Below are 25,109 nucleotides of genomic sequence, written 5' to 3' on the forward strand. Positions count from 1 at the left end.
CGCGTTCACGGCTTGCCGGCTTCGGCCGGCTTGACGGTCACCGGCGGATTCGGCCACAGCCCGTACACCGACGGCGCGTACAGCGCCTCGACGCGCGTCGGCGGCAGCCCGAACGTGCCGACGTTGTTCAGCCGCACCGTGTATTCGACCGACAGCTTGCCCTTCGGCAGATAGTCGTAATACGCGCGATAGCCGTCGAAGTCGCGTTCGATGAAGGCGGGCCATGCGCCGTCGGCGGGCTTCTCGCCCTGCGTCGCCGCCTCGGAATCGCGGCCGAGGCCGGAGCCGAGGATCGTCGCGCCGGACGGAACCGGATCGTTGACGACCACCCACGTCATGTCGCTCTGCGCGTCGATGTCGAGGTGCACCCGCACCACGTCGCCGCGCGTCAGCACGCCCTTGACCGCGGGCGACACCGGCGTGACCGTCTTCGTGATCCGGTAGCCGGCCGCGAACGGCGCGCGCAGCGGCACCGCCGCGAGGCTTTCGATCGTCGCCCACGGGCGGCCGGTGCCGTTCTGCACGACGCTGAGCGTGCCCGGCTGGGCCGCGCGCGGCCACGGCAGCATCACGCTGCGCGCGGCGGCTGCACGCGTCGCCGGGGTCGCCGATGCCGCTGCGGCCGGTGTGGCCGATGCAGCCGGAGCTGCTGCGGCCGCCGGCGATGACGACCATGCGATCGACCGCTCGTCGCCGCCGAGCGTCACCTTCGTCGTGCCGCTGACGGGCGTACTTTCGTAAACGCGCGAGAAACGCTCGACCGCAAGCAGGCCGAGCGCGTTCGACGTCGTCGTCTGCCATGCGCCGCGCTGTTGCAGCGCGAGCAGGCCGGACGTCACGCGCGGCATCTCGTCCTTCCACGCCGGGTCGCCCGCGAATTCCAGCGCGAGTCGCGCGGCGTTGGTCTCGTTGCTCGTCATCAGCCACCACAGGTCGTCGTCGCGCGCGGTCGAGAACACGAGCTGCGTGCCCTGGTAGGTGAGCCGCGCGCGCAGGATCTGCTCGACCTGCGCACGTTTCTCGTCGCGCTGCGGGATGTCCTTCACGCGCGTCAGGATCGCGTGATAGTCGATCACGGCCGACGTCGGCCACTGGTTCGGCGCGATCTCGAGCGAGCCGAGCATCCGGCCCTGCGCCGCGCCGTAGCGCGACAGCGCCTCGATCGCGGCGAGCTTGCGCAGGTCGCGGTCCTGGCGGGGCGCCCACGTGTCGCGCTGGATGCGGCCTTCGACGAAGCGCGCGAGCCCGGCTTCGAACTGCGCGCGCACGTCTTCGGGCAGCGCGAAGCGCGGGTCGAGACGGCTCGCTTCATCCGACAGCACGAGCAGGTACGACGTCAGCGTCGGGCTGCCGTAGTGTGAATCGTCGGATCGCGGCGGGAAATAGCTCGCGAGCCCGTCGCCGTCGAGGTAGACCGGCATGCGCGCGGTCAGCGCCTGCCATTGCGCGGGATCGCGCAGCCCGATCACGCGCGACGCCTGCTGCTCGAGGCAGTGGTACGGGTAGCGCTCGAACCAGCGCCGCACGCCCGGCAGGCCGTCGGCCAGCTTCGACTGCAGCGACACGGCGATGCCGCCGCGCGGCGCGCCTTGCGCGTTCGGTGCGGCGCCGGCCGGCGCCGCGACGGGCAGCGCGAGCGTGCCGTCGACCTGCGCGAGCGTCGCCTGCTGCACGGTGACCGGCAGCGCGGGCACGACCTTCTGCGTGACCGCCAGTGCGTCGGCCGCGCGTGCGCCGCCTTGCTCGGCCGCCTCGATGCGCCAGTTCAGCGCGCCGTTCGCGTCGAGCGCCTGCTCGGGCACGGTGATCGTCCACGCGGCTTCGCCGGCGGCGTTCGGCGCGAGGGAAATGGTCTGCGGCGCGACGTCGAGGCCCGTCACGTGCGGCGTGACGACGACCCGCATCGTGCGCTCGGTCGTATTGCGCAGCGTGACCTGCGCGCGGAACGCGTCGCCTTCGCGCACCAGCGGCGGCAGGCCGGAGATCAGCTGCAGGTCCTGCGTGCTGCGGATCGACGTGCTGCCGGTGCCGAAGCGGTCGGGGCCGACCGCCGCGATCGCGACGATGCGGAAGCGGGTCAGCGCATCGTTGAGCGGCACCTCGACGGTCGCGCTGCCGTTCGCGTCGAGCGTCACGCGCGGATTCCACAGCAGCAGCGTGTCGAACAGCTCGCGGGTCGGCGCGCTGCCGCCGCCGCCGCCCGCCGGCACGGCCTTGCGGCCGAAGTGGCGGCGGCCGACGATCTCCATCTGCGCGGTGGCGGTCTCGACACCGTACGCGCGCCGTCGCAGCATCGCGTCGAGCAGGTCCCAACTGTTGTTGGGCATCAGTTCGAGCAGCGCCTCGTCGACGGCCGCGATCGCGACCTGCGTGCCGGCCGGCGCGGGCTGGCCGCCCGGCAGCGTGACCTTCACGTGCGCCTGCGCCTTGCCGCGCACGGTGTAGCGGGTCGCGTCGGTCGTGACCGTCACGCCGAGCCGGTGCGCGCCCGTGCCGACCTTGATCTCGCCGAGGCCATAGCGGAACGCGGGCTTCGACAGGTCGACGAACGCGGTCGGCGCTTCATAGTGACGGCCTTCGCGCCAGAACGCGCGCGCCCAGTCGAGCGGCGCCTTCCAGCCCCACGTGAAGAACGAGTACCACGGCACCTCGCGAATCCGGCCGCGCAGCGCGAGCACCGACACGTAGACGTTCGGCCCCCACGTATCGCCGACCTTCAGGTCGACGGTCGGGTTCTTGCCGTTCAGCTCGACGATGTGCGTCTCCATCACGCCGCCGCGCTCGACCGCGACGAGCGCGGTCGCATAGCGGAACGGCATCCGCACCTGGAAGCGGGCGGTTTCGCCCGGTTCGTAGGCCGTCTTCTCCGGAATCACGTCGATCCGGTCGGTGTTGTCGCCGCCGAACCAGAGCTCGTCCTCGCGCGTGACCCACACCGACGTCGATGCGTTCGACGTGCGGCCGTCGCCGTCCTTCGCGACCGCGATCAGCTGCACGTTGCCGGCCTGCTCGAGCGTCGCGTCGCACGACATGCGGCCCTTGTCGTCGGTCTTGCCCGAGCACAGCACGCCGAGGTCGCGCGTGTCGCTCTGGTTGTCGTACGCGTAGAAGCCGCCGACCATGCGCTTGCGCGACGTCGTCGTGATGCGCGCGACGCCCTTGATCTCGATCGGCACCGACGCGCGCGGCTTGCCCTGCAGGTCGACCGCGAGCGCCTGCACGGGCACCCGCTGGCCGACCGACACCCAGCGGCCCGCCTTGATGCCGGCGACGACCGCGGCCGGCCACAGCATCGCGTCGCCGCGGATCGTCTGGACCTCGCCGTTCGGATCGGCGAAGGTCGCTTCGAGCGCGACGCGCTTCGGCGCGTCGATGGCCGGCAGCCCCTTGAGCGTGACCGAGCCCGCGCCGTTGTGGTCGAGCGTCAGCGGCAGCTTGTCGGCGATCAGCTTGGTCGCGTCGGGATCGCTGCTGGCGCTGCCCGATGCGTTGTCGCCGTCCTGCTCGTCGTCGGCGGCCGTCGCGTCGCCGGTCTCGGGGCGGTACGGCGAGAAGCTGAACTCGGAATAGGTATCGGCGAACGGCGGCGACGCCCATTTCATCAGCGCCGACACCTGCACCGGCAGGTTCGACGCGCCGCCGCCCGACACGTAGTCGATCTGCACCGCGAGCGGCGCTTCCTTCGCGGCGATGAGCGGGCTCTTCTGTGCGTCGCGCGCGCCGATCGTGCCCTTGAGGACGGGCTGGCGGAATGCCTCGACCCGGAAGCTGCCGCTGTAGTAGCTGGCGGTCGGCGCATCCTCGGGGCCGCCTTCGAGCTCGACGCCGTATTCGCCGAGCTTCGCGGCCGGCGGCAGCGTGAAGCGGGTGTCGGCGCTATGGTCGGCCGCCCAGCTCAGCGGCAGCTTGTACGTCTGCCCGCTGCCGAGATGGCGGATCGTCACGCGGGTCGGGTATTGCGACGGGAACGCGAGGCTCTGCAGCGTCTCCCGACGCAGGAAATGCTTCATCGACACGGTTTCGCCCGCGCGCAGCAGCGTGCGGTCGAACACGGTGTGCGCGCGCATGGTCGGCTCGCTGCCCATGTCGGTCGGCACGTTGAAGCGCCACGCCTCGATGCCGCGGTTCCAGTTCGAGCTGACGAACGCCATGTCGGGGCCGGTCTTCGGATCGTCGATGCGGGCCGACACGAAATAGTCGTCGAAGCGCTCCGACGTCCGGCATTCGTGCTTCGGCTCGAACGGCCCGTCGATCTTCAGCAGGCCCTGCGCGTCGGTCTTGCCGGCCGCGATCTCGTCGCCGTTGCAGTCGGACACGCGCACCTGCGCGTTCGGCACCGGCTTGCCCTTGTCGAGCGTGGTGACCCACACGAGGCTGTTCTCGCGGCCCTGCTTCAGGTGCACGCCGAGATTGGTGACGAGCACCGCGGTGCGCACGTACATGCTCGACGGCTTCGCGAGCAGCGAGCGGCCGAGCGCCGGCGACGCGAGCTCGAGCACGTAGAAGCCGGGCTTGTCGATCGGCACGCCGACGGTCTCGAACGGCCGCAGCGTCTTCGGATCGGCCTTCGGCAGCGTCAGCGCCTGTACGCCGGGTTCGCCCTTGAGCAGCGACAGCGAACGCACGTCGATGCGGCGGTCCTTCGGCGCGGGCTGGCGTTCGCCTGCCGCGAGCGGCACGTAGACGGGATGCTGCCCGCCGCGCCGGAGCAGGCCGGGAACCTGCTCGTTGATCCCCTCGACGCTCATCGACCAGTTGTCGAAACGCTCGACGAGCCGCATCCACTGGCGGATCGACGTGTCGTTCTCGACCTTCAGGTTCGAGAACTGCGCGCCGCCGGCGTTGAGGCCCGCGATGTGCAGGTCGGCTTCGACGTTGCGCAGCGTGACCGGCACGAGCGCCGGCATGCCGGGCTCGGCGAAGCGCTCGACGATGCCGAAGGTGCCCGACGAGAATTTCGCGAGCGGCGGCATCGGCGCGGTGCGCGTCGCGAGCGGGAACAGGTCGGCGTTGCCGAGCGTGCGCCCGGTGACGTCGCGCAGGCCCGACGGCAGCTCGATCGTCAGCGCGGCTTGCTCGGGCAGCGGCGGGTTGAACGTGACGGTCGTCACTTCCTCGCTCTTGTCGTCCGCCGCGAAGTTCGGCGCTTGCGAGCCGTCAGGGCCGCGCAGCCGGATCGCCTCGGCGTTCTTGCGCGAGATCGGTGCATTGAAGGACAGGGTGAGCGGCCGCAGCGGCGTGCATGGCGCCTTCGCGTTTTCGCGTTCGCACGAGAAGCTCGCGGCGAACGGCGCGCGCACGGTGAAATCGAACCGCCGCTCGGTGTCGTTCGCGATGCCGCTCGGGCTGGCGACGCCCTTGCCGTATACGAGCTGCATCTTCGCGCTCGACGGCAGCGCCTGCGCGCACGACAGCGTGAGCACTCGCGCGGCATCCTGCTTCAGGTCGAAGTGATCGAGCAGCGCCTTGCGCGTGTCCGCGTCGGCATTCGCGACGGGGATGCGGTTGCCGATGCCGGCCGCCTCGCACCAGATGTTCGCGAGCGCCGAGCGCTCTTCGGCGGGGCCGTTCAGCTTGATCACGAACACCTGCCGTTCCTCGATCTCGCGCGAGCCGGGCCGCACCGACACCGGGAACGGGCCGCCCGTCTGGAACGTGAAGCGGCGCGGGCCGCTCGCCGCGTTGCCGGCGACCGAGCGCAGCCCGTCGTTGAGCGCGACCGCGCAGCGCACGCCGGGCGGCAGGTCGTTCTCGAAGTCGTAGACCCAGGTCTTGTCGTCGAGCCAGCGGCCCTGGCCGCGCCCGGCGACGGAATCGTTGCAGGTCATGCGCGCGGGATTCGGCGCGGACGCCGAGCCGAACGCGACCATCGGTTCGTCGAACTTGACGACGGCCTGCCGCACCTCGGCGACGGTGCCTTGCGGCGACACGCTCACCGTGCGCGCGGCGTCGGCCTGCAGCGACAGCACCGCGGCGGCCCCGAGCGCCGCGACGGCGCCGGTGCGCCAGAGCCATCGCGTGATGTGTTGAAAGGTTGGTTTGTGCTTGTTGTCGTCGCGCTGCTTCATCGCTCGATTGCCCTCGGAGGGAAGCTTTCTGTTTGATTGGACGCGATTCTAACCGACCGGCATGACCGTCCATCCATCCTACGGATGTCGCCGTCGCGCGACACGAGGCGAGGGCATCGCGGATTTGTCGCGCTGCCGACATAAAAATCCAGCGAAATTTCGATTGTGTCGGAATGCGGAACATTTAATGGACTATAAAAAGATTGTCCGATCCGATTTGTGCGCGTACATTTCAGGCCCGCGCCAAAGTTTGAGAAATATCAAGAGTGGTTTTCCCGAATCTGGCGTCAGAGAGAAGGAAGCATGCACAACGACAATACCCCCCACTCGCGTCGCGCCGGCGACGCCGCCGCCGGCCTCACGCGGCGCCAATGGCTGCAGGGCGCGCTCGCGCTGACTGCCGCGGGCCTCACCGGTTCGCTCGCACTGAAGGCGCTGGCCGACAGCCCGGCCGCCGCGCCGCTCGACACCTTCATGACGCTGTCCGAATCGCTGACCGGCAAGCAAGGGCTGAGTCGCGTGATCGGCGAGCGCCTGCTGCAGGCGCTGCAGAAGGGCTCGTTCAAGACGGCCGACAACCTGTCGCAACTCGCCGGCGCGCTGTCCGCGGGCACGCTGAGCCCCGACCAGGAAAAGCTCGCGCTCGCGATTCTTGAAGCGTGGTATCTCGGCATCGTCGACAACGTCGTCATTACTTACGAAGAAGCACTAATGTTCGGCGTTGTGTCGGATACGCTCGTGATCCGCTCGTATTGCCCCAACAAACCCGGCTTCTGGGCCGACAAACCGATCGAGAGGCAAGCCTGATGGCCGAGACACAACAAGCCGACGTCGTCGTCGTCGGGTCGGGCGTCGCGGGCGCGATCGTTGCGCACCAGCTCGCGATGGCGGGCAAGTCGGTGATCCTGCTGGAAGCCGGCCCGCGCATGCCGCGCTGGGAAATCGTCGAGCGCTTCCGCAACCAGGCGGACAAGATGGATTTCATGGCGCCGTACCCGTCGAGCCCGTGGGCGCCGCATCCGGAATACGGCCCGCCGAACGACTACCTGATCCTGAAGGGCGAGCACAAGTTCAACTCGCAGTACATCCGCGCGGTGGGCGGCACGACGTGGCACTGGGCCGCGTCCGCGTGGCGCTTCATTCCGAACGACTTCAAGATGAAGACCGTGTACGGCGTCGGCCGCGACTGGCCGATCCAGTACGACGATCTCGAGCACTACTACCAGCGCGCCGAGGAAGAGCTCGGCGTGTGGGGCCCGGGCCCCGAGGAAGACCTGTACTCGCCGCGCAAAGAGCCGTATCCGATGCCGCCGCTGCCGCTGTCGTACAACGAGAAGACGATCAAGACCGCGCTCAACAACCACGACCCGAAGTTGCACGTGGTGACCGAGCCGGTCGCGCGCAACAGCCGCCCGTACGACGGCCGGCCGACCTGTTGCGGCAACAACAACTGCATGCCGATCTGCCCGATCGGCGCGATGTACAACGGCATCGTGCACGTCGAGAAGGCCGAGCAGGCCGGCGCGAAGCTGATCGAGAACGCGGTCGTCTACAAGCTGGAAACCGGTCCGAACAAGCGCATCACGGCGGCGATCTACAAGGACAAGACGGGCGCCGACCACCGCGTCGAAGGCAAGTACTTCGTGATCGCGGCGAACGGCATCGAGACGCCGAAGATCCTGCTGATGTCCGCGAACCGCGATTTCCCGAAAGGCGTCGCGAACAGCTCCGACATGGTCGGCCGCAACCTGATGGACCACCCGGGCACGGGCGTGTCGTTCTACGCGAGCGAGAAGCTGTGGCCGGGCCGCGGCCCGCAGGAAATGACGTCGCTGATCGGCTTTCGCGACGGCCCGTTCCGCGCGACCGAGGCGGCGAAGAAGATCCACCTGTCGAACATTTCGCGGGTCGACCAGGAAACGCAGAAGATCTTCAAGGCCGGCAAGCTGCTGAAGCATGACGAACTGGACGCGCAGATCCGCGACCGCTCCGCGCGCTACGTGCAGTTCGACTGCTTCCACGAGATCCTGCCGCAGCCGGAGAACCGCATCGTGCCGAGCAAGACGGCGACCGACGCGATCGGCATCCCGCGCCCCGAGATCACCTATGCGATCGACGACTACGTCAAGCGGGGCGCCGTGCATACGCGCGAGGTCTACGCGACCGCCGCGCAGGTGCTGGGCGGCACGGACGTCGTGTTCAACGACGAGTTCGCGCCGAACAACCACATCACCGGCGCGACGATCATGGGCGCGGATGCGCGCGACTCGGTCGTGGACAAGGACTGCCGCACGTTCGACCATCCGAACCTGTTCATTTCGAGCAGCGCGACGATGCCGACCGTCGGCACGGTGAACGTGACGCTGACGATCGCGGCACTCGCGCTGCGGATGTCCGACCAGCTGAAGAAGGAAGTCTGACCGTGCTGAAACCTACTCTCTCCTTCCTCCTGGCCGGCTGCCTCGCATGGTCCGGCCTTGCCGGCGCGGCCGAGGCGGCCGATCCGGCGCTCGTCAAGCGCGGCGAATACGTCGCGGTCGCGGGCGACTGCATGGCGTGCCACACCGCGAAGGGCGGCAAGCCGTTCGCGGGCGGCCTCGGGATGCCGGTGCCGCTGCTCGGCAAGATCTACACGAGCAACGTCACGCCCGATCCCGACACCGGCATCGGCAACTGGACGTTCGAGGACTTCGAGCGCGCGGTGCGTCACGGCGTGTCGAAAAACGGCGACAACCTGTATCCGGCGATGCCGTACGTGTCGTACGCGAAGATCAGCGACGACGACGTGAAGGCGCTGTACGCATACTTCATGCATGGCGTGGAGCCGGTCAAGCAGGCGCCGCCGAAGAACGAAATCCCCGCGCTGCTCAGCATGCGCTGGCCGCTGAAGATCTGGAACTGGCTGTTCCTGAAGGAAGGCGCGTACCAGTCGAAGCCGTCGCAGAGCGTCGAATGGAACCGCGGCGCGTATCTCGTGCAGGGCCTCGCGCACTGCAGCACGTGCCACACGCCGCGCGGCATCGCGATGCAGGAGAAGTCGCTCGACGAGACGGGCGGCAGCTTCCTGTCGGGCTCGGTGCTCGCGGGCTGGGATGGCTTCAACATCACGTCGGACCCGAACGCGGGGATCGGCGGCTGGACGCAGGCGCAACTCGTCCAGTACCTGCGCACCGGCAGCGTGCCGGGCGTCGCGCAGGCAGCCGGCCCGATGGCCGAGGCGGTCGAGCACAGCTTCTCGAAGATGAGCGACGCGGACATCGGCGCGATCGCCACGTACATCCGCACCGTGCCGGCTGTGGCCGACAGCAGCGCGAAGCAGTCGCGCTCCGCGTGGGGCAAGCCCGCCGAGGACGGCCTGCGCCTGCGCGGCGTCGCGCTCGCGTCTTCGGGCATCGACCCGGCGCGCCTGTATCTCGGCAACTGCGCGAGCTGCCACCAGATGCAGGGCAAGGGCACGCCGGACGGCTACTATCCGTCGCTGTTCCATAACTCGACGGTGGGCGCGCCGAATCCGACCAACCTCGTGCAGGTGATCCTGAACGGCGTGCAGCGCAAGGCCGGCAGCGAGGACGTCGGGATGCCCGCGTTCCGCCGCGACCTGTCGGATGCGCAGATCGCCGCGCTCGCGAACTACCTGACCGGGCAGTTCGGCAATCCGGCCGCGAAGGTGACCGAGCAGGACGTCGCGAAACTGCGCTGAGCGGCGCGCGACGACAGCACGCGGACTTTCTCGAGAGGAGGGCGCGCACGCATCGGGCGGCGCCCCGATGCAGGGTGATTGCAGGGCGGGACGGGCGGCGCGCGTCGCCGCCCGTCCCGGTTCATTGACACGCCGATGCGCGGCCGCCGCGCATCGCATTCGTTGATCGACACCATGACACCGAGACAATCCTTTCTCGCGTCCCAGCGCGATGTGCTGCTGTTGCTTGCCCGCATCCTGATCGTTATCCTGTTCATCCTGTTCGGCTGGCCGAAGCTCATGCATTTCTCCGGCACGATCGCGTACATGGGCAGCGCGGGCGCTCCGGCGCCGATCATCTCGGCGGCGATCGCCGTCGTGATGGAGCTGCTCGTCGGCATCGCGCTGCTCGTCGGCTTCTATACGCGTCCGCTCGCGCTGCTGCTGGGGCTCTACACGGTCGGCACCGCGCTCATCGGGCATCATTACTGGACGATGACGGGCGGCGAGCAGATGAACAACATGATTCATTTCTACAAGAACATCGCGATCACCGGCGGCCTGCTCGCGCTTTGCGCGGCCGGCCCCGGGCGTTTTTCGATCGATCGCGGCTGACTGGGGCGCGCGCATGGGGCGCGCGTCATAGGGTCGAGACTCCGAGGGGGCAATACCTTGCAATTCAAACAAATCGCATTGCTGATGGCGGCGGCCGTGCCCGCGGCCGCAAGCGCGCAGACGAGCGTGACGCTGTACGGCCGGGTCGACGGCGGCGTCGAATACCTGAACCATATCGCGACGCCGAACGGCAGCAAGTCGCGCTTCAGCGCCGAGGGCGGCGACTGGGGCACCAGCATGTTCGGCCTGAAGGGTGTCGAGGATCTCGGCGGCGGGCTGTCGACGGTCTTCAACCTGGAGACCGCGTTCCAGGTGATGAACGGCACGACGGGCGGCGGGCGGATGTGGTCGCGGCGCGCGTACGTCGGCCTGAAGAGCAATACGTGGGGCCAGCTGCAGGCCGGCCGCAACCTGTTCATCGACAGCGACGGCGTGTGGGAATTCGACCCGTTCGTCCAGCAGGCGTTTTCGTCGGCGTCGCTCGTGCGCGGCCGCAACTGGCAGCAGACCAGCAACAACATCGAATATCACAGCCCGGTGATCGGCGGTTTCGACGTGCAGGCGCAGTACGCGTTCGGCAACCAGTCGCGCGGCTTCAACTACGGTGCGCCTGGCGACTTCGGCCGCTCGGACGGGATCATGATCTCGTACCACTCGCCGTTGCTCGATGTGCGCGGGATGTATGACGAGCTGCGCGACAGCAACGGCAAGTTCAGCAACATCTTCTCGAGCTCGCGCGAGTATTTCGTCGGCGCGAACGTGAAGGTGTCGCAGTTCAAGATCCAGGGCGCGTATACGCATTACCAGGCGCCGGACAGCCCCGCGGGCGTCCCCGATCGCGCCGATCACTACTGGCTCGGCGCGACCTGGACCGCGAACCCGCAATGGGCGGTGACGGGCGGCGGCTACTACGTGAAGGTCGGCGACGGCAATAGCGATGCGTCGCACGATCCGTCGGGCCACGCGATGATGTACGTGCTCGGCACGACGTACAACCTGTCGAAGCGCACGTTCCTGTACGGCACCGTCGCGTACGTGCGCAACGGCGGCAATTCGAACTTCTCGCTGCTGGCGACGCCGCGCGACGCGACGCCGAACACGAGCCCGCTGGCGGGCGAGTCGCAGACGGGCGCGTATGTCGGGATGATGCATACGTTCTGAGCGGCGCGAGAGCGATACGCAAAAGGGCTTCGGCAGTGAATGCCGAAGCCCTTTTTTCATGTGGCGAGCATCAGTCGAGCGCCTTGCCCGCCTTCTCGTCCATGCAGCGCAGCGCGAGCAGCGTCAGCACGCCGCAGCCGATCGCATACCACGCGGGCGCATGCGGATTGCCGGTCGCCGCGATCAGCCACGTGACGAAGAACTGCGCGAAGCCGCCGAAGATCGCGACGCCGACGCTGTACACGAGCGCGCCGCCCGTCGCCCGCACCGCGCGCGGGAACAGTTCGCCGAGCATCGCGCCGGTTGCGCCGACGTTGATCGAATGCACGACGGACAGCGCCGCGATGATCGACAGCAGCGACGCGGCGCCCGGCCAGCGGTTCAGCGCGACGAACGCCGGGTAGATCGCGAGCATCAGCGCGATGCGCGTCCACCAGACGATCCGGTTGCGCCCGAAGACGTCCGACAGGTAGCCGCCGAGCGGCGTGACGACCATCAGGATCGCGCCCGCGACGCAGCCGGCCGTCATCGACAGCCAGCTCGGCAGATGCAGCACCTGCACGCCGTAGATCGCCATGTAGAACACGATGATGTAGTGGATCGACGTGCCGCCGATCGTCACGCCGAGACCGGCGAACACGGCCTTGCCGTGATGGCGCAGCACGTCCCCGAGCGGCAGCGACGCGACTTTCTCCCGCTGCGCGGGCGCCGCGGCCGGCACTTCCTCGACGGTGCGGCGCAGCCAGTAGCCGAGCGGCACGAACAGCGTGCCGATGATGAACGGCACGCGCCAGCCCCAGCTTTCGAGCTGCGCGGCGGAGAGCATCGACGTCAGCGCGACGCCGGTCAGCGCGCCCGCGAGCGCGGCGAGCCCCTGGCTCGAGAACTGGAATGACGCGTAGAAGCCGCGGCGGTGCTGCGGCGCCTGTTCGAGCAGCAGCGTCGTCGACGCGCCGACCTCGCCGCCCGACGCGAAGCCCTGCAGCAGGCGCGCGGCCACGAGCAGAAAGGGCGCGGCGATGCCGGCCTGCGCGTAGGTCGGCGCGACCGCGATCGTCGCGGTGCCGAGCGCCATCAGCAGCAGCGTCGCGATCATCGCCTTCTTGCGGCCGGCGCGATCCGCGTACATGCCGATCACGAGGCCGCCGAGCGGACGCGTGACGAAGCCGACGCCGAAGCTGGCCACCGCGAGCATCAGCTGGCCGAACGACGAATGCACCGGAAAGAACAGCTTGCCGATCAGGATCGCGAAGAAGCTGTAGACGGTGAAGTCGTAGAACTCGAGCGCGTTGCCGACCGCGGCGGCGGCGATCAGGCGGCGCTTTTTCGCGGCGGCGCGCGCGTCGGCCGGCGCGCCGGCGAGAGAAAGGGCGGACGTTTCCATGGAAATCCCCGATGAACGCGAAAGCGTGTGATGAAGGGCCTTCAGGCCGCGAGCCAGGCTTCGGCCAGGCGGACCCAGTAGCTCGCGCCGATCGCGAGGATGTCGTCGTTGAAGTCGTAGCCGGGGTTGTGCACCATGCAGCCGCCCTTGCTGCCGGTGCCGTTGCCGATGAACGCGTAGCAGCCGGGGCGCGCTTCGAGCATGTACGCGAAATCCTCGCTGCCCATCAGCGGCGCCGTGTCGGCGTCGACGCGTTCCGCGCCGAGCATTCGGCGCGCGACGTCGGTCGCGAACGCGGTCGGTTCCGGATGATTGACGAGTACTGGATAGCCGTAGCTGTAGTCGACCTCGGCCGTCACGCCGAAACTCTCGGCCTGGCCTTTCACGAGGGCCTCGATGCGGCGCGCGAGCAGCGCGCGCACGTCCGCGTCCAGCGCGCGTACCGACAGTTTCATCACGACCGTCTCGGGAATGATGTTGAACGTTTCGCCGGCCTGCACGCTGCCGACGGTGATCACGGCCGCCTGCTGCGCATCGACCTCGCGCGCGACGATCGTCTGCAGCGCGACCATGATGCTGCCGGCCGCCGACATCGGATCGCGCGCGAAATGCGGCATCGCGCCGTGGCCGCCGACGCCGCGCAGCGTGATCGTCACGCGGTCGGCGGACGCCATCGCCGCGCCCGCGCGGAACGCCATGTCGCCGGCCGGGCGGCCCGGCATGTTGTGGATCGCGAAGATCGCATCGCACGGGAAGCGGTCGAACAGGCCGTCGTCCATCATCGCCTGCGCGCCGCCGAAGTTTTCCTCGGCCGGCTGGAAGATCAGGTTCAGCGTGCCGGAAAACTGGCGCGTCGCCGCGAGATGGCGCGCCGCGCACAGCAGCATCGCGGTGTGGCCGTCGTGGCCGCATGCATGCATCTTGTTCGCGTGGCGGCTCGCGTACGGCAGGCCCGTCGCCTCGGCAAGCGGCAGCGCGTCCATGTCGGCGCGCAGGCCGACCGTGCGCGCGCCTTGCCCTTCGCGCAGCACGCCGACGACGCCCGTCCTGCCGAGGCCGCGGTCGACCTCGTAGCCCCAGCCGGCGAGCAGCTCGGCGACGAGATCGCTCGTCAGCGTTTCCTCGAACGCCAGCTCGGGATGGGCGTGGATGCGGCGGCGCACGTCGATCAGGTCGGGCGCGATCGCGGCGATGCCGGGGATGACGGGGTTCGCAGGCTGCATGGTGTCTCCAGTGGGGCGTTTGACGCGCATATGACGTCGAAGCATATAAATTTCTTTCGCCTACCAGAAGCTGATAAATTGCTTTGGTGCCCACTGCAGGTTGCCGCTAGGGAACACCCTGAGGCAAGGGGCCGGGCCCGGCGTCCGGGTTTCCACGGATCACGCATCGCCATGAAATATCACCAGTTGAAAGCGTTCGTCACCGTCGCGGACGAGGGCAGCATCCGCGCGGCCGCGCGCCGTCTCAACGTGTCGCCGGCCGCGCTGACCAAGGCGGTCAAGGAGCTGGAGCTCGCGCTCGGCGTGTCGCTCGTCGTGCGCACCGCGCGCGGCGTGCAACTGACCGGCTTCGGCCAGCAGCTCCAGGTGCGTGCGCGGCTGATTGTCGCCGAGATGCAGCGAGCGCGCGACGACATCGAGCAGGCGCAGGGCGCGATGACGGGCTCGGTGGCGGCGGCCATCACGCCGGCCGCCGCGGTGACGATCCTGCCCGATGCGTTCCGCGCGTTCCGGCGGCGTTTTCCGGCCGCGCGCGTGAGTTTCATCGAAGGCTTCCCGGGCGTCGCGCTGCCGCGGCTGCACGACGGCTCGCTCGATTTCGCGGTGGCGGTGGTCGTGCCCGAGCTGCTGGCGGCGGAGTTCGATCACGCGGAGCTGTACGCGAGCCGCTCGCTGATCGTCGCGCGCAACGGGCATCCGCTCGCGTCGGCGACGTCGCTCGCCGAGCTCGTCGACGCCGACTGGCTGATGAACCCGTCGCCGGAAAGCTCGACGCAGGCGCTGTTCAACTGCTTCGTCGCGCACGGCTTGCCGGTGCCGTCGCGCATCGTCGAGTGCCCGAGCTTCGGGCTCGCGCATAGCCTGATGACAGGCACCGACCTGCTCGCGTCGATGCCGGAGCAACTGCTCGACGCCGACTGGGCGCGCGACCGGCTGGTGGTGCTGCCGATCCGCGACCGGCTGCCGGCGGTGTCGGTGCAGGTGGTGACGCGCCGCGACAGCCCGCTCACGCCGGCCGCGTCGATGCTGCTCGACTGCCTGCGCGATTCGGCGCGCAGGCAAGGGTTGAGGTGAACGGGATGTTCATGAGCCGAGGGAGATTGCCAAGTAATCCTGAGCATTGGGGCGCATGATGAAGGGCGGCCCGGCGCAATTTCCGTGCGCGGCCGGCGAGCCGGTATCATAGCGGCCGGCCGGCGCCGCCGGCCGATCTCCAACCCATCGCCAACTTTCAGATCCAGCAACCAGAGGCGTCACATGACCAGTGCAACCCAATTCGACAACGTGTCGGTCGTCAAGCGTGCCAATGTCTACTTCGACGGCAAGTGCGTATCGCATACCGTGCTGTTTCCGGACGGCACGCGCAAGACGCTCGGCGTGATCCTGCCGTGCGCGCTCAACTTCGGCACGGACGCGCCCGAATTGATGGAAGTGCAGGCCGGCAAGTGCCGCGTGAAGCTCGACGGCAGCGACGCATGGCAGACCTACGGCGCGGGCGAGTCGTTCTCGGTGCCGGGCAAGAGCCGTTTCGACATCGAAGTGCTCGAAACGCTCGACTACGTCTGCAGCTATCTGTGACGACGTCGGCGCGCATGGCGCGCCGCCGGCCGTTCAATGAAAAAGCCCCGCGCGATGCGGGGCTCGTTGTTTGGCGGACCGTGCAAGGCCGCTCGCCGGACGCGTTACAGGCAGGTGTTGATGTCGCCCGCGGCATCGGCGCCGGCGCCGCTGCCGGCACGGAAGCCGACCCACGTCTTCGCGCCCGCGGTCTGGGCCGGGCGCACCAGCGCGGCCGCGCCGTTCGGCGGTTGCTGGCCCGGCGCGTAGACGTCGGTCGCGAGGCCATTCGCGAGCACGTATTGCGAGACGACCTGTTGCTGGGATTTGTCTGCCCAGGTCTTCGCGATGCAAGCCGAGACTTCCTGAGCGGGTTTCTGGCTTTGTCCCACGTTTTGCACGGCAGGCGACGGATCAGCCGCATGAGCGGAAATTGCGACGGTCAGTGCGATGAGCGGTAAGTATTTCACGTTATCTCCCTCGGGTCGTGATTGATTGAGTGGGATGCGCAGCAGAACTGCACAAGTGAGATCGCGCCGCGCGGATCGGGTTCAAGCCATTCCGCAACAAGATGTTAAGGCGCTTGCCAAACGGCTGATCCGGTGCTGCGCCGCATGGTCGTCTCGCTGCCCGAGCGTGTGATGGGTGAAGGGTCGCCGCGTGCGGCATTCGTGCGAATGCCGCGCGTCGACTCGTTATCGTGGGATGGATGTAAGCAGGCCCCGTCGCATGGGGCTCATGATGACAAACTTTCGCAGGTCGAACTGTCAAGCAACTTCAAATGCGCGCGTCAACCGGCCTTGCGCGCGTTGGCCGGCACGATCGGGCGGAAGCGCTCGCGCTTGTGTTCGTCGTCGAAGTGCTGGAGCGCCGGCTTGATCAGGTCGCTGCGCGACACGAGGCCGGTCATGCGCAGCGACTGCGCGTCGTCGACGACCGGCAGCCGCTCGAGGCCGTGCACCGCGAGACGCGTCGCGACGAGGCGGCACGTTTCATGCGCGAGCGCGACCACGGGCGCGCGATCGGCCAGCACGTCCGCGATCGGCGTGCCGGGCGCGCGGCCCGCGCGCTGCGCGTCGAGCAGCGCGCGATCGACGACGCCGAGCAGGCGGCCGTCCTTCACGACCGGATACGCGCGGTGCGTCTGCCGCGCGCCGAAGAACGTCGCGTCGACCTCCGCGAGCGGCGTCGCGGCATCGATCGTGACGATCGCATCGGCGCGCGTCATCACTTCGGCGACGTCGTGCCGCTCGAGCGGATCGACGCCGTATTCGCGATAGATGTGATGGCCGCGGCGCGCGATCTTCTCGGTCATGATCGAGCGCTTCATCACGACGGTCGCGAAGCCGTGCGCGACGAGCGTCGCCGCGAGCAGCGGCAGCAGCGCGTTGGTGTCGTGCGTGAGGCCGAACGCGAACACGATCGCCGTCAGCGGCGCGCCGAGCGTTGCGCCGAGCGTCGCGGCCATGCAGACGAGCGGCCACAGCGCCGGGTCGCCGCCCGGCAGCACCGGCGAGAGCACGGCGCCGAGCCCCGCGCCGAGCATCAGCAGTGGCGCGAGCACGCCGCCCGACGTGCCGGAGCCGAGCGCGATCACCCACATCACCGCCTTGACGACCAGGAGCGCGAGCGCGATCTGCAGCGCGATGTGCTGATGCAGCAGGTCGCCGATCACGTCGTAGCCGACGCCGAGCGCGCGCGGCTGCAGCCAGCCGCCGATGCCGATCACGATCGCGCCGAGCGCGGGCCACCACATCCAGTGCACGGGCAGCTTCGCGAACGCGTCCTCGACGCGGTAGAGCGCGGCCGACAGCCCGCACGCGAGCATCCCGGACAGCAGGCCCGCGACCACGCACGACAGCAGCGCGACCGGCGACGGCGCGGCGGTCGTCAGCGGAAACAGCGGCTCGACGCCGAAGAACACCGCGCGCGCGAAGCCGGCGACCGCGCACGCGAGCGCGACCGGCAGGAAGCTGCGCGGGCGCCATTCGAACAGCAGCAGCTCGACCGCGAGCAGCACCGCGGCGACCGGCGTGCCGAACACGGCGGTCATGCCGGCCGCCGCGCCTGCGACGAGCAGCGTCTTGCGCTCCGCGGCGGTGACCTTCACGCACTGCGCGATCAGCGAGCCGAGCGCGCCGCCCGTCATGATGATCGGCCCCTCGGCGCCGAACGGGCCGCCGCTGCCGATCACGACGCCGGACGACAGCGGCTTGAGCACCGCGACCTTCGGCGACATGCGGCTCTTGCCGAACAGGATCGCCTCGATCGCCTCGGGGATGCCGTGGCCGCGGATCTTTTCCGAACCGAAGCGCGCCATCGTCCCGACGATCAGCCCGCCGATCACCGGCACCGCGATCACCCATGGGCCGAGCGTGTTGCCGGCCGGCGAATGGTCGGCGAACGAGAACCGCTGGAAGAAGAACAGGTTCGTGAACAGGTGGATCAGGCTCAGCAGCACGAACGCCGCGAGCGTGCTGAGCACGCCGATCACGGCGGCGAGCAGCGCTATCTTGGGCAGGCGGTCGTTGGTCGCGAAATCGCGTTTGTGCGGGGCGTTCATCGTGTCGGACGTTGAAGTCAGTAATCGAGTTGGGGAACCTGGAATGCGCCCTTGAGCGATTTCAGCTCGGTGCGGTGCATCGCCGCGAGGCGCGCGAGCAGGGTTTCGCCGGCGGCTTCGAGATGGACCTCGACCTGGCGGCGGTCGGTCTCGCTCGGCTTGCGCTTCACGAGCCCGAGCGCTTCACAGCGCGACACGAGCGCGACGACGCCGTGATGCTGTGCCTGCAGGCGTTCCGCGAGCTCGCCGATGGTCGCCCATTCGCGCTGCGGATAGCCCTTGATGTGCAGCAGCAGCAGGTATTGCAGCGGCGTCACGCCTTCGCTTTGCGCGGCGCGCTCGGAGAAGCGCTCGAAGCGGCGCATCTGGTAGCGGAATTCGGAGAGCTGCTCGAAGTCGGACTTGTGCAGCGCGCGTCGGGTGTCGGTCATCGTGGTGGAGAAGGAAAAAACAGTAGCGCGAATATATATCACAACGTGATATAAGCGTGCGAATTGCACCAGCCGCGCCAGTGCGGAACGTGCGGCGCGGCGGGGTCAGGCTACGCGGCTTCGAGCATCAGCGTCTGCTGGTACAGGCCCGTGACGAGGTCGGTCTGGGTAATGATGCCGACGAGCCGGCGCGATGCGTCGACGACCGGAATGTGGTGGTGGCCCGAGTGCGTGAACAGCGGCACGAGCGCCGTGAGCGGCAGCGTCTGCGGCACTGACGAGACGTCGCGGCTCATCACCGTGTCGACGCTCGCGGGCTGGCCGCCGATCGATTCCGGCAGGCGCGCGGACAGGCGCTGCCACAGCGCCGTCGGGCGGCGCAGGTGGCGCGTCAGGTCGGCGCGGGTGACGATGCCGGCCAGCCGGCGGTCCGCATCGACGACGGGCAGCGCCTTTACGCGATGGCGGTCGAGCAGCGTAAGCGCGGCCGTCACCGACGTCGACGGCGCGATGCTGATCGAGTCCTTCGTCATCAGGTCGGCGCAGGTGAGCTGGCCGAACGTGCGCGCGTAGGCTTGCAGTTCGGTTTCGCGCAGCAGCGCCTCGAGGTCGTCCGGGTCGACGTCGAGCCATTCGCTGCGGCGCTTGAGCACCGCGTCGAGATCCTCGCGCGTGAAGCCGCCGCGTGCGCGCGCCGGTGCGCCGGCCGCGTGCGGCTTCGCGTCGGGCCGCACGCCGCCGTGCGGATAGCGGTGGCCCGTCAGCGCGTGGTAGACGAGCGCCGCCGACAGCAGGATCGCCGATTGCAGCGCGATCGGTTCGAGCACGAAGCCGAAGCCGAGCTTGTGGATCGCCGGCCCGCCGAGCACGGCCGTCAGCGCGACCGCGCCCGACGGCGGGTGCACGCAGCGCAGCGCGAACATCCCGCCGATCGCGCACGCGACCGCCACCGCGGCGGCCGTGACCGGATCGGCGATCCACTGCGCGCACGCGACGCCGACCGTCGCCGCGACCAGGTTGCCGCCGATGATCGACCACGGCTGCGCAAGCGGGCTCGCGGGCACCGCGAACAGCAGCACCGCCGACGCGCCCATCGGCGCGACCAGCAGCGGCACGAGCCCGGGCACGCCGGGCACGACCTTCATCGTGAAGCCAACCGTCGCGATGCCGACCAGCGCGCCGGCGCACGAGCGCAGGCGCTCGCGCCAGCCGAGGGTCATCGGAAGCGGGGTGAAGCTGTGCAGCCATTGCCGCAGCGTGCGGCGGGACGTGGAGGAGCCGGACGACATGGAACGTATGAAGAAAGAAGCGGGCGGTGCGCGCGTGTCGGGGTGCGGCATTGTATCGCGTTGTGATATAAATTGGCGCGCCGCGTCACGGTGTTGCGGCGGTGTTGCGGTCACGCGACCAGCGATGCTTTCGAGAAGCTTTCGCCGGATGAAAACTTCGGGCGCGGCAGCGCACATTTGTCCGCAGCGGCGTACAATTCCGCCCACCGATTTCCCCGAACGTCCTGACCACGCACGCGATGCCCGCTCTCACGCCTCTTCTCCGGCATGGTGATCGCGTCGTCGTGGTTCCCGGCCGTGTTCCGTTCCCCACCTGACGCGAGCGCGGCCGACGCCTTCCCACCTACTTTCCCCAAGCCTATTCAATGGACATGCTCGAAAACATGCGCCTGTTCGTGCGCGTTGTCGAAGCCGGCAGTTTCACCGCGGTCGCGAAGGAGATCGACGCGACCACCGCGCAGGTGTCGCGCGCCGTCTCGAACCTCGAGGCGCACGTGCAGACGCGCCTCCTGCATCGCACGACGCGTCACCTCGGCCTTACCGAGAGCGGCCAGCGCTATTTCGAGCGGGCGAAATCGATCCTCGCGGAAATCGACTATGCGAACGCGGAGGCGCGCAACGCGCTGCTGCGGCCGACCGGCAAGATGCGCATCCACGCGATGACAGGGCTCGGGCAGAGCCACGTCGTGTCGTCGATCGTCCGCTACCAGGAGGACAACCCGGACGTGTCGGTCGAGCTGACGCTCGCGCAGCGGATGCCGAACCTGGTCGAGGAGGGCTACGACGTGTCGATCGTCACCGCGTCGCAGCTGCCGGATTCGGGCTATGTCGCGCAAACCTGCGGCACGAGCTGCAGCGTGCTCGTCGCGTCGCGCGAATACCTCGCGCGCCACGGCACGCCGCAGACGCCGGAAGACTTGCCGAAGCACACCTGCCTGCGGCTCGACACGCCGGCGTCGCCGGCCAGCGAATGGCGGCTCGAGCACAAGGACGGCGACGAGCAGGTGTTCGAGCTGCCGCCCGCGCCGTTCCAGGTCAACGTGCCGGATGCGCTGTGCGTCGCCGTGCGCGCCGGACGCGGGATCGCGTGCGTCGCGTTGTACACGGTGCTCGACGATATCCGCGAGGGGCGGCTGATCCGCGTGCTGCCGGAATACCGGCTGCAGACGCTGAGCGTCTACGCGGTGTATGCGACGCGCCGCTATCTCGACGCGAAGATCCGCACCTTCCTCGAACACCTGCGCACGACGCTCACGCCCGCGCTGGAAGAAGACCTGCGCGAGCTGGACCGGCTGACCGTCGAGCACGCGCCGGACGGCCTCAAGCGCGCGTGACCGTGGCTGCGTCGGCGGGGTGCGGCGATGCTCGCGCATCAAAGGCCAATCGATCAATCCGGTATCTGAATGATTGAATTGCACCAGCTCCGCTGCTTCGTCGCGGTCGCCGAGGAACTGCATTTCGGCCGCGCGGCGAAGCGGCTGTTCATGACGCAGCCGCCGCTCAGCCGGCAGATCCAGCTGCTCGAGCACGCGCTCGGCATCTCGCTGCTCGAACGCAGCAGCCGGCAGGTGAGCCTGACCGCCGCCGGCGAGCGCTTCCTGCGCGACGCGCGGCACATCCTCGAGTTTTCCGCGCGGGCGGAGCAGGCCGCGCAGCGCGTCGCGCGCGGCGAGGCGGGGCGCATCACGCTCGGTTTCACCGCGGTCAGCGCGTACCGGATGATCCCGATGCTGCTCGCGCACGCCGCGCATGCGCTGCCGGACGTCGACGTCGAGTTGCGCGAGATGGTGTCGACGGTGCAGATCGACGCGCTCGTGTCGCGGATGCTCGACGCGGGCTTCGTGCGGCAGCGCGCGGCCCGGCAGCCGCTCGAATACCGGCTGGCGTTGCGCGAGCCGCTGCTGGTCGCGGTCGCGGAAGGCTCGGCGCTCGCCGCGCGGGCATGGATCGGCCCCGACGATCTCGACCGGCAGCCGTTCATCGCGTATTCGCCGAACGAGGGCAAGTACTTCCACGACGTGATCTCGGGCATGTTCGCCAGCGCCGGGCGGCTGCCGAACTATCTGCACTACGTCGGGCAGACGCACACGATGCTCGGGCTCGTGCGCGCGGGGCTCGGCGCGGCGCTGGTGCCGGCGTCGGCGCGCGCGCTGCACGTCGGCGGCGTCGTGTTCCGTCCGCTCGCGAACGCCGACGTCGCGGCCGAGCTGTATCTCGCGTGGCGCACGGACAACGACAACCCGGCGTTGCCGCGCTTCAACGCGATGGTCGACGCGTTTCTCGCGGAGAGTGCGGAAGGCGGGACGGTGTGACGGGGCGTGGTTGCATGGCACACTTCGGTCCGAAGCATTTCGAACCACCGAAGTCGGAACCAGACGATGCTGATCGACGCCATCCGGAATTTCTGCGCCCGCTTGAAGCGGGAGATCGCGGCGGCCGCGACGCCGCCGCGAAGCGACGCGCCGCCGGCGACGCCGAAGCCGCGGCAAGCCGGCAAGAAGAAGCTGACCCGGCATCAGAAAGCGAAGGCGGATCTCGCGCGGCGCCAGACGGCGAAGGGCATCGCCGTGCCGCAGCGGCGCGATGACGCGCGCGAGGGTTTCGACTTGATGCGCGCACAGATGGACATGAAGAATGCGCGCCGGGAAAGCCAGGAGCTGGACTGGATCGGCGATATCGCCGGCGCCGTCGTCGACAAACCGGCGAACGATGCGTCGTCTACATGAGACCTATAACGAGGGCGCAGATTGATCTGGGTGCTTTACCTGATTCCCGCCGCGATCGCGGCGTGGGTGGTGGTGCCGCGCTACGGCGTGCTGGCCGGCGGCGCGACGGCGGTCGCGGTGCTGATCGCACAGACCGCCATCCTGTCGAGGCTGGCGAAACGCGACGCGCCGGGTGAACCGCTTGTCGATCGCGAAGCGGTGCAGTTCAAAAGACTGGCTGTGCCGGGCGACGCCCGTCATCTGTTCAAGGAACTCCAGCATGTGATCGAGCAATACGCGGACGTCGACACGGGAACCGACGGCTCGACTGCGTCGACGACGGGCGATGACGACGCGCTCGTCGTGTTTCGCTCGCGCGATCGCGCATGGTCCGGATTGCGTTGCGGTGCCGACAGTTTCCGGTTTCGCCACGGCGCGATCACGACCATGGGGATCTTCGCGATCGATTCGGTCAGGGAGCCCGGCACTGGCTCATGCCAGGGGCTGCTGTGGTTCGACGTGAAACCGCGCAACATGCCCGCCGAGGTCAACGATCCTTACATGAAGCGCGCGTTCTTCGCGCTCGGTCCGGATTGCCGCGACAGCCTCGAGCCGATGCGCGCATGGGCGCCTGTGCTCGAGGAAATCGCGACGATGCTCGACGCGAAGTTCGACGTCGTCGTCCATTCCGACGTGTAGCGGCTCGCGGGCAGCCATGCCGTTTTTCAAGAGGACATCCGATGGCGCACCGCCTGTATCTGTACAACCTCGACGACGTCGGCCGGACCGGCGCGCCGTGCCTGGGCATGGTCGAATGGAACGATGACTTTCCGACCGTGCTGAGCCCGTTGCTGTCGTCGTCGCCGTTCCTGGCGCGCAACCGCTGCAACGACACCGGCGAGGCCGACGGCCTTTATGCCGACGCGGCGGGCGGCAAGGCGCTGATGGCGCGGCTCTATGCGTTCCTGGAGCGCCACGCCGAGCGCCTGATCGACGATCCCGGCGCGTTCCGCGAAGCGAAGCGGAAGATCCTCGCGTTCCTCGGCAACCGCGCCGTGCATCGCTACTTCCATCTCGACGCATGGGATGTGTTCAACCTGTCCGAAGAGACGCACGCGGGCCAAGCGCAGTCGCTGCTGGCGCGCATCGAGCGCGACAACGCACGGATCCGCGCAGCGATCGACGCGGACGATCCCGCGCTGCTCGACGCTTGCGAGGGGCTGGGATGCGAGGACGTGACGAGCTTCCGCGAGCTGATCAATCAGCCGCACTACGACTACGGCTGGGAGCCGCTGACGTCGATCATCTACGACGAAGCGCTGGTGTTCGAGCAGGACGGGCGGCACGGCGTGATGGCGGTGACGGGCGAGGTGCTCGCGCCGGCGCGGTATGACGAGATCGGCGAGTTCGATGCCTGGACGGATATCGCGATCGTCAGGCAGGGCGACCGGTACGGCCATGTCGACACGACGGGCCGGGAGGTCACGCCCGTGCAGTACGAGCAGGTGTGGGCGTTCTGGCATGGCGAGTTCGCGCGGGTCAGGCGGCACGGCAAATTCGGCGTCGTCGATCGCCGCGGCATGGAGGTCGTGCCGTGCCGTTATGCGGACCTGACGGTCTTGCGCCATTTCGGCGAATGCTGCTGGGCGGCGCGCGAACAGACGCTGTGGGGCGTCGTCGATCCCTGCGGGCAATGGCGGCTGCCGGCCGAATTCGACGCGATCGACCATTCGACCGGCGTGATCTTCGCGACGCCTGCCGGCAAGACCGTGCCGGACGTCTATACCCGCCGCCTGGTGGGGCTGGGGCGTGCGCCGCAGGAGCAGGTCGAGGTCGTCGACGCGAGCGACGAAAACGGCGGCAAGGCGTTTCGCTACCTGCTGCGGCAATCCGGCGAAGACGGCGGGGCGCGGAGTGCGCTTTTCGACGAGAGCGGCCATGCGCTGATCGCGCCCGGGGCGGTCGACGAGATCGCGACGTTCGCGATCGGGCTGCTGCTGAGCTTTCGGCGCGGCGGGTACTGGGGCATCGTCGATTTCGACGGCGTGGAGCGATGCGCTGCGCGTTACGAGAGTCTGGGCCGGACGGGCTTGCGGGACGGCTGGATGGCGATCGGCTTCCGCGACGACGGCGCGTGGGTGGTGCGCGACGACGGCAGCGAGGCGCCGCTGCCGCCCGCCATCGCGAGCGAGCTGGCGGGGTATGAGGACGCGAGCCTGTTCGACGATGCGCAGCGACGCGCATTGGCGCGCACGGCAGCCGGCGCGGCGCCGGACGGCGGCCGTTGAGCGTCGCGAACCCGCGCAGGAGATGTCACGCGCGCCGGGATTCAGTACACTGCCCCTTTTTGCGACAACGGGACATCGGCCGGTGGCCCGGATCGTATCGACGCGTGTGCCGGGACGACCCGGCGCAGCCATCATTCAAAGACAAC

Annotated in this window: 19 protein-coding genes; 12 read left to right on the forward strand and 7 right to left on the reverse strand. The window is 68.7% G+C overall.

What is annotated here, in order from left to right; all coding sequences use genetic code 11:
* Positions 1-5 precede the first annotated feature (5 nt).
* Complete coding sequence (locus ACFIMZ_RS25420) at positions 6-6,068, reverse strand: alpha-2-macroglobulin family protein (RefSeq protein WP_431825041.1); 6,063 nt, start codon at positions 6,066-6,068, stop codon at positions 6-8.
* Between the two features lie 303 nt (positions 6,069-6,371).
* On the opposite strand from ACFIMZ_RS25420, the gene ACFIMZ_RS25425 reads away from it, so the two are divergent.
* The 5 genes from ACFIMZ_RS25425 (at position 6,372) to ACFIMZ_RS25445 (ending at position 11,523) form a co-directional block, all read left to right on the forward strand.
* A complete protein-coding gene (locus tag ACFIMZ_RS25425) occupies positions 6,372-6,875 on the forward strand; it encodes a sugar dehydrogenase complex small subunit (RefSeq protein ID WP_431825042.1) in 504 nt (167 codons plus the stop codon).
* A complete protein-coding gene (locus ACFIMZ_RS25430; protein WP_431825043.1) occupies positions 6,875-8,488 on the forward strand; it encodes a GMC family oxidoreductase in 1,614 nt (537 codons plus the stop codon). The genes ACFIMZ_RS25425 and ACFIMZ_RS25430 overlap by 1 nt, the downstream gene beginning before the upstream one ends.
* Before the next feature lie 2 nt (positions 8,489-8,490).
* Complete coding sequence (locus ACFIMZ_RS25435; protein ID WP_431825044.1) at positions 8,491-9,768, forward strand: cytochrome c; 1,278 nt, start codon at positions 8,491-8,493, stop codon at positions 9,766-9,768.
* A 174-nt stretch (positions 9,769-9,942) separates the two neighbouring features.
* Positions 9,943-10,362 carry a DoxX family protein gene (locus tag ACFIMZ_RS25440; RefSeq protein ID WP_431825045.1) on the forward strand — a complete coding sequence of 140 codons (420 nt, stop codon included), beginning with the start codon at positions 9,943-9,945 and terminating at the stop codon, positions 10,360-10,362.
* 84 nt (positions 10,363-10,446) lie between these two features.
* Positions 10,447-11,523, forward strand: coding sequence for a porin (locus tag ACFIMZ_RS25445; protein ID WP_088511688.1), 1,077 nt, complete (start codon positions 10,447-10,449; stop codon positions 11,521-11,523).
* Between the two features lie 70 nt (positions 11,524-11,593).
* On the opposite strand, the gene ACFIMZ_RS25450 is transcribed toward ACFIMZ_RS25445, so the two are convergent.
* Positions 11,594-12,907, reverse strand: coding sequence for an MFS transporter (locus tag ACFIMZ_RS25450; protein WP_431825046.1), 1,314 nt, complete (start codon positions 12,905-12,907; stop codon positions 11,594-11,596).
* A 41-nt stretch (positions 12,908-12,948) separates the two neighbouring features.
* Positions 12,949-14,130 (reverse strand): M20 aminoacylase family protein, encoded by a 1,182-nt coding sequence (locus tag ACFIMZ_RS25455; protein ID WP_431825047.1) that lies wholly within the window; start codon positions 14,128-14,130, stop codon positions 12,949-12,951.
* A 171-nt stretch (positions 14,131-14,301) separates the two neighbouring features.
* On the opposite strand from ACFIMZ_RS25455, the gene ACFIMZ_RS25460 reads away from it, so the two are divergent.
* Both ACFIMZ_RS25460 and ACFIMZ_RS25465 read left to right on the forward strand, forming a co-directional pair.
* Positions 14,302-15,204 (forward strand): LysR substrate-binding domain-containing protein, encoded by a 903-nt coding sequence (locus ACFIMZ_RS25460; RefSeq protein ID WP_431825048.1) that lies wholly within the window; start codon positions 14,302-14,304, stop codon positions 15,202-15,204.
* A gap of 183 nt (positions 15,205-15,387) precedes the next feature.
* Positions 15,388-15,708 carry a pyrimidine/purine nucleoside phosphorylase gene (locus ACFIMZ_RS25465; protein ID WP_010089719.1) on the forward strand — a complete coding sequence of 107 codons (321 nt, stop codon included), beginning with the start codon at positions 15,388-15,390 and terminating at the stop codon, positions 15,706-15,708.
* 104 nt (positions 15,709-15,812) lie between these two features.
* Here ACFIMZ_RS25465 and ACFIMZ_RS25470 read toward each other — a convergent pair whose 3' ends face one another.
* The 4 genes from ACFIMZ_RS25470 to ACFIMZ_RS25485 form a co-directional block, all read right to left on the reverse strand.
* Positions 15,813-16,157 carry a hypothetical protein gene (locus ACFIMZ_RS25470; RefSeq protein ID WP_431825049.1) on the reverse strand — a complete coding sequence of 115 codons (345 nt, stop codon included), beginning with the start codon at positions 16,155-16,157 and terminating at the stop codon, positions 15,813-15,815.
* Positions 16,158-16,477: 320 nt separating this feature from the next.
* Positions 16,478-18,250 (reverse strand): chloride channel protein, encoded by a 1,773-nt coding sequence (locus ACFIMZ_RS25475; protein WP_431825050.1) that lies wholly within the window; start codon positions 18,248-18,250, stop codon positions 16,478-16,480.
* Positions 18,251-18,267: 17 nt separating this feature from the next.
* Positions 18,268-18,681, reverse strand: coding sequence for a MarR family winged helix-turn-helix transcriptional regulator (locus ACFIMZ_RS25480; protein WP_431825051.1), 414 nt, complete (start codon positions 18,679-18,681; stop codon positions 18,268-18,270).
* Between the two features lie 110 nt (positions 18,682-18,791).
* Positions 18,792-19,970, reverse strand: a complete 1,179-nt coding sequence (locus ACFIMZ_RS25485) for an HPP family protein (RefSeq protein ID WP_431825052.1) — start codon at positions 19,968-19,970, stop codon at positions 18,792-18,794.
* A gap of 365 nt (positions 19,971-20,335) precedes the next feature.
* Here ACFIMZ_RS25485 and ACFIMZ_RS25490 point away from each other — a divergent pair, with 365 nt between their 5' ends.
* The 5 genes from ACFIMZ_RS25490 (at position 20,336) to ACFIMZ_RS25510 (ending at position 24,963) form a co-directional block, all read left to right on the forward strand.
* A complete protein-coding gene (locus ACFIMZ_RS25490; protein ID WP_010089562.1) occupies positions 20,336-21,304 on the forward strand; it encodes a LysR family transcriptional regulator in 969 nt (322 codons plus the stop codon).
* Between the two features lie 69 nt (positions 21,305-21,373).
* Positions 21,374-22,282 (forward strand): LysR substrate-binding domain-containing protein, encoded by a 909-nt coding sequence (locus ACFIMZ_RS25495; protein ID WP_431825053.1) that lies wholly within the window; start codon positions 21,374-21,376, stop codon positions 22,280-22,282.
* A gap of 66 nt (positions 22,283-22,348) precedes the next feature.
* Positions 22,349-22,696 (forward strand): hypothetical protein, encoded by a 348-nt coding sequence (locus ACFIMZ_RS25500; RefSeq protein ID WP_431825054.1) that lies wholly within the window; start codon positions 22,349-22,351, stop codon positions 22,694-22,696.
* Positions 22,697-22,726: 30 nt separating this feature from the next.
* On the forward strand, positions 22,727-23,374 hold the full coding sequence (locus ACFIMZ_RS25505) for a hypothetical protein (protein ID WP_431825361.1): 648 nt from the start codon (positions 22,727-22,729) through the stop codon (positions 23,372-23,374).
* Positions 23,375-23,415: 41 nt separating this feature from the next.
* Positions 23,416-24,963 (forward strand): WG repeat-containing protein, encoded by a 1,548-nt coding sequence (locus ACFIMZ_RS25510; protein WP_431825055.1) that lies wholly within the window; start codon positions 23,416-23,418, stop codon positions 24,961-24,963.
* The last annotated feature ends 146 nt before the right edge of the window (positions 24,964-25,109 follow it).

The organism is Burkholderia sp. F1 (genome assembly GCF_050813845.1).
Lineage (GTDB): Bacteria > Pseudomonadota > Gammaproteobacteria > Burkholderiales > Burkholderiaceae > Burkholderia > Burkholderia ubonensis.

Coding starts and splice junctions, on each gene's coding strand:
- ACFIMZ_RS25420 (WP_431825041.1), bottom strand. CDS start 6,068: ATGAAGCAGCGCGACGACAACAAGCACAAACCAACCTTTCAACACATC.
- ACFIMZ_RS25425 (WP_431825042.1), top strand. CDS start 6,372: ATGCACAACGACAATACCCCCCACTCGCGTCGCGCCGGCGACGCCGCC.
- ACFIMZ_RS25430 (WP_431825043.1), top strand. CDS start 6,875: ATGGCCGAGACACAACAAGCCGACGTCGTCGTCGTCGGGTCGGGCGTC.
- ACFIMZ_RS25440 (WP_431825045.1), top strand. CDS start 9,943: ATGACACCGAGACAATCCTTTCTCGCGTCCCAGCGCGATGTGCTGCTG.
- ACFIMZ_RS25445 (WP_088511688.1), top strand. CDS start 10,447: ATGGCGGCGGCCGTGCCCGCGGCCGCAAGCGCGCAGACGAGCGTGACG.
- ACFIMZ_RS25450 (WP_431825046.1), bottom strand. CDS start 12,907: ATGGAAACGTCCGCCCTTTCTCTCGCCGGCGCGCCGGCCGACGCGCGC.
- ACFIMZ_RS25455 (WP_431825047.1), bottom strand. CDS start 14,130: ATGCAGCCTGCGAACCCCGTCATCCCCGGCATCGCCGCGATCGCGCCC.
- ACFIMZ_RS25460 (WP_431825048.1), top strand. CDS start 14,302: ATGAAATATCACCAGTTGAAAGCGTTCGTCACCGTCGCGGACGAGGGC.
- ACFIMZ_RS25465 (WP_010089719.1), top strand. CDS start 15,388: ATGACCAGTGCAACCCAATTCGACAACGTGTCGGTCGTCAAGCGTGCC.
- ACFIMZ_RS25475 (WP_431825050.1), bottom strand. CDS start 18,250: ATGAACGCCCCGCACAAACGCGATTTCGCGACCAACGACCGCCTGCCC.
- ACFIMZ_RS25480 (WP_431825051.1), bottom strand. CDS start 18,681: ATGACCGACACCCGACGCGCGCTGCACAAGTCCGACTTCGAGCAGCTC.
- ACFIMZ_RS25485 (WP_431825052.1), bottom strand. CDS start 19,970: ATGTCGTCCGGCTCCTCCACGTCCCGCCGCACGCTGCGGCAATGGCTG.
- ACFIMZ_RS25490 (WP_010089562.1), top strand. CDS start 20,336: ATGGACATGCTCGAAAACATGCGCCTGTTCGTGCGCGTTGTCGAAGCC.
- ACFIMZ_RS25495 (WP_431825053.1), top strand. CDS start 21,374: ATGATTGAATTGCACCAGCTCCGCTGCTTCGTCGCGGTCGCCGAGGAA.
- ACFIMZ_RS25500 (WP_431825054.1), top strand. CDS start 22,349: ATGCTGATCGACGCCATCCGGAATTTCTGCGCCCGCTTGAAGCGGGAG.
- ACFIMZ_RS25510 (WP_431825055.1), top strand. CDS start 23,416: ATGGCGCACCGCCTGTATCTGTACAACCTCGACGACGTCGGCCGGACC.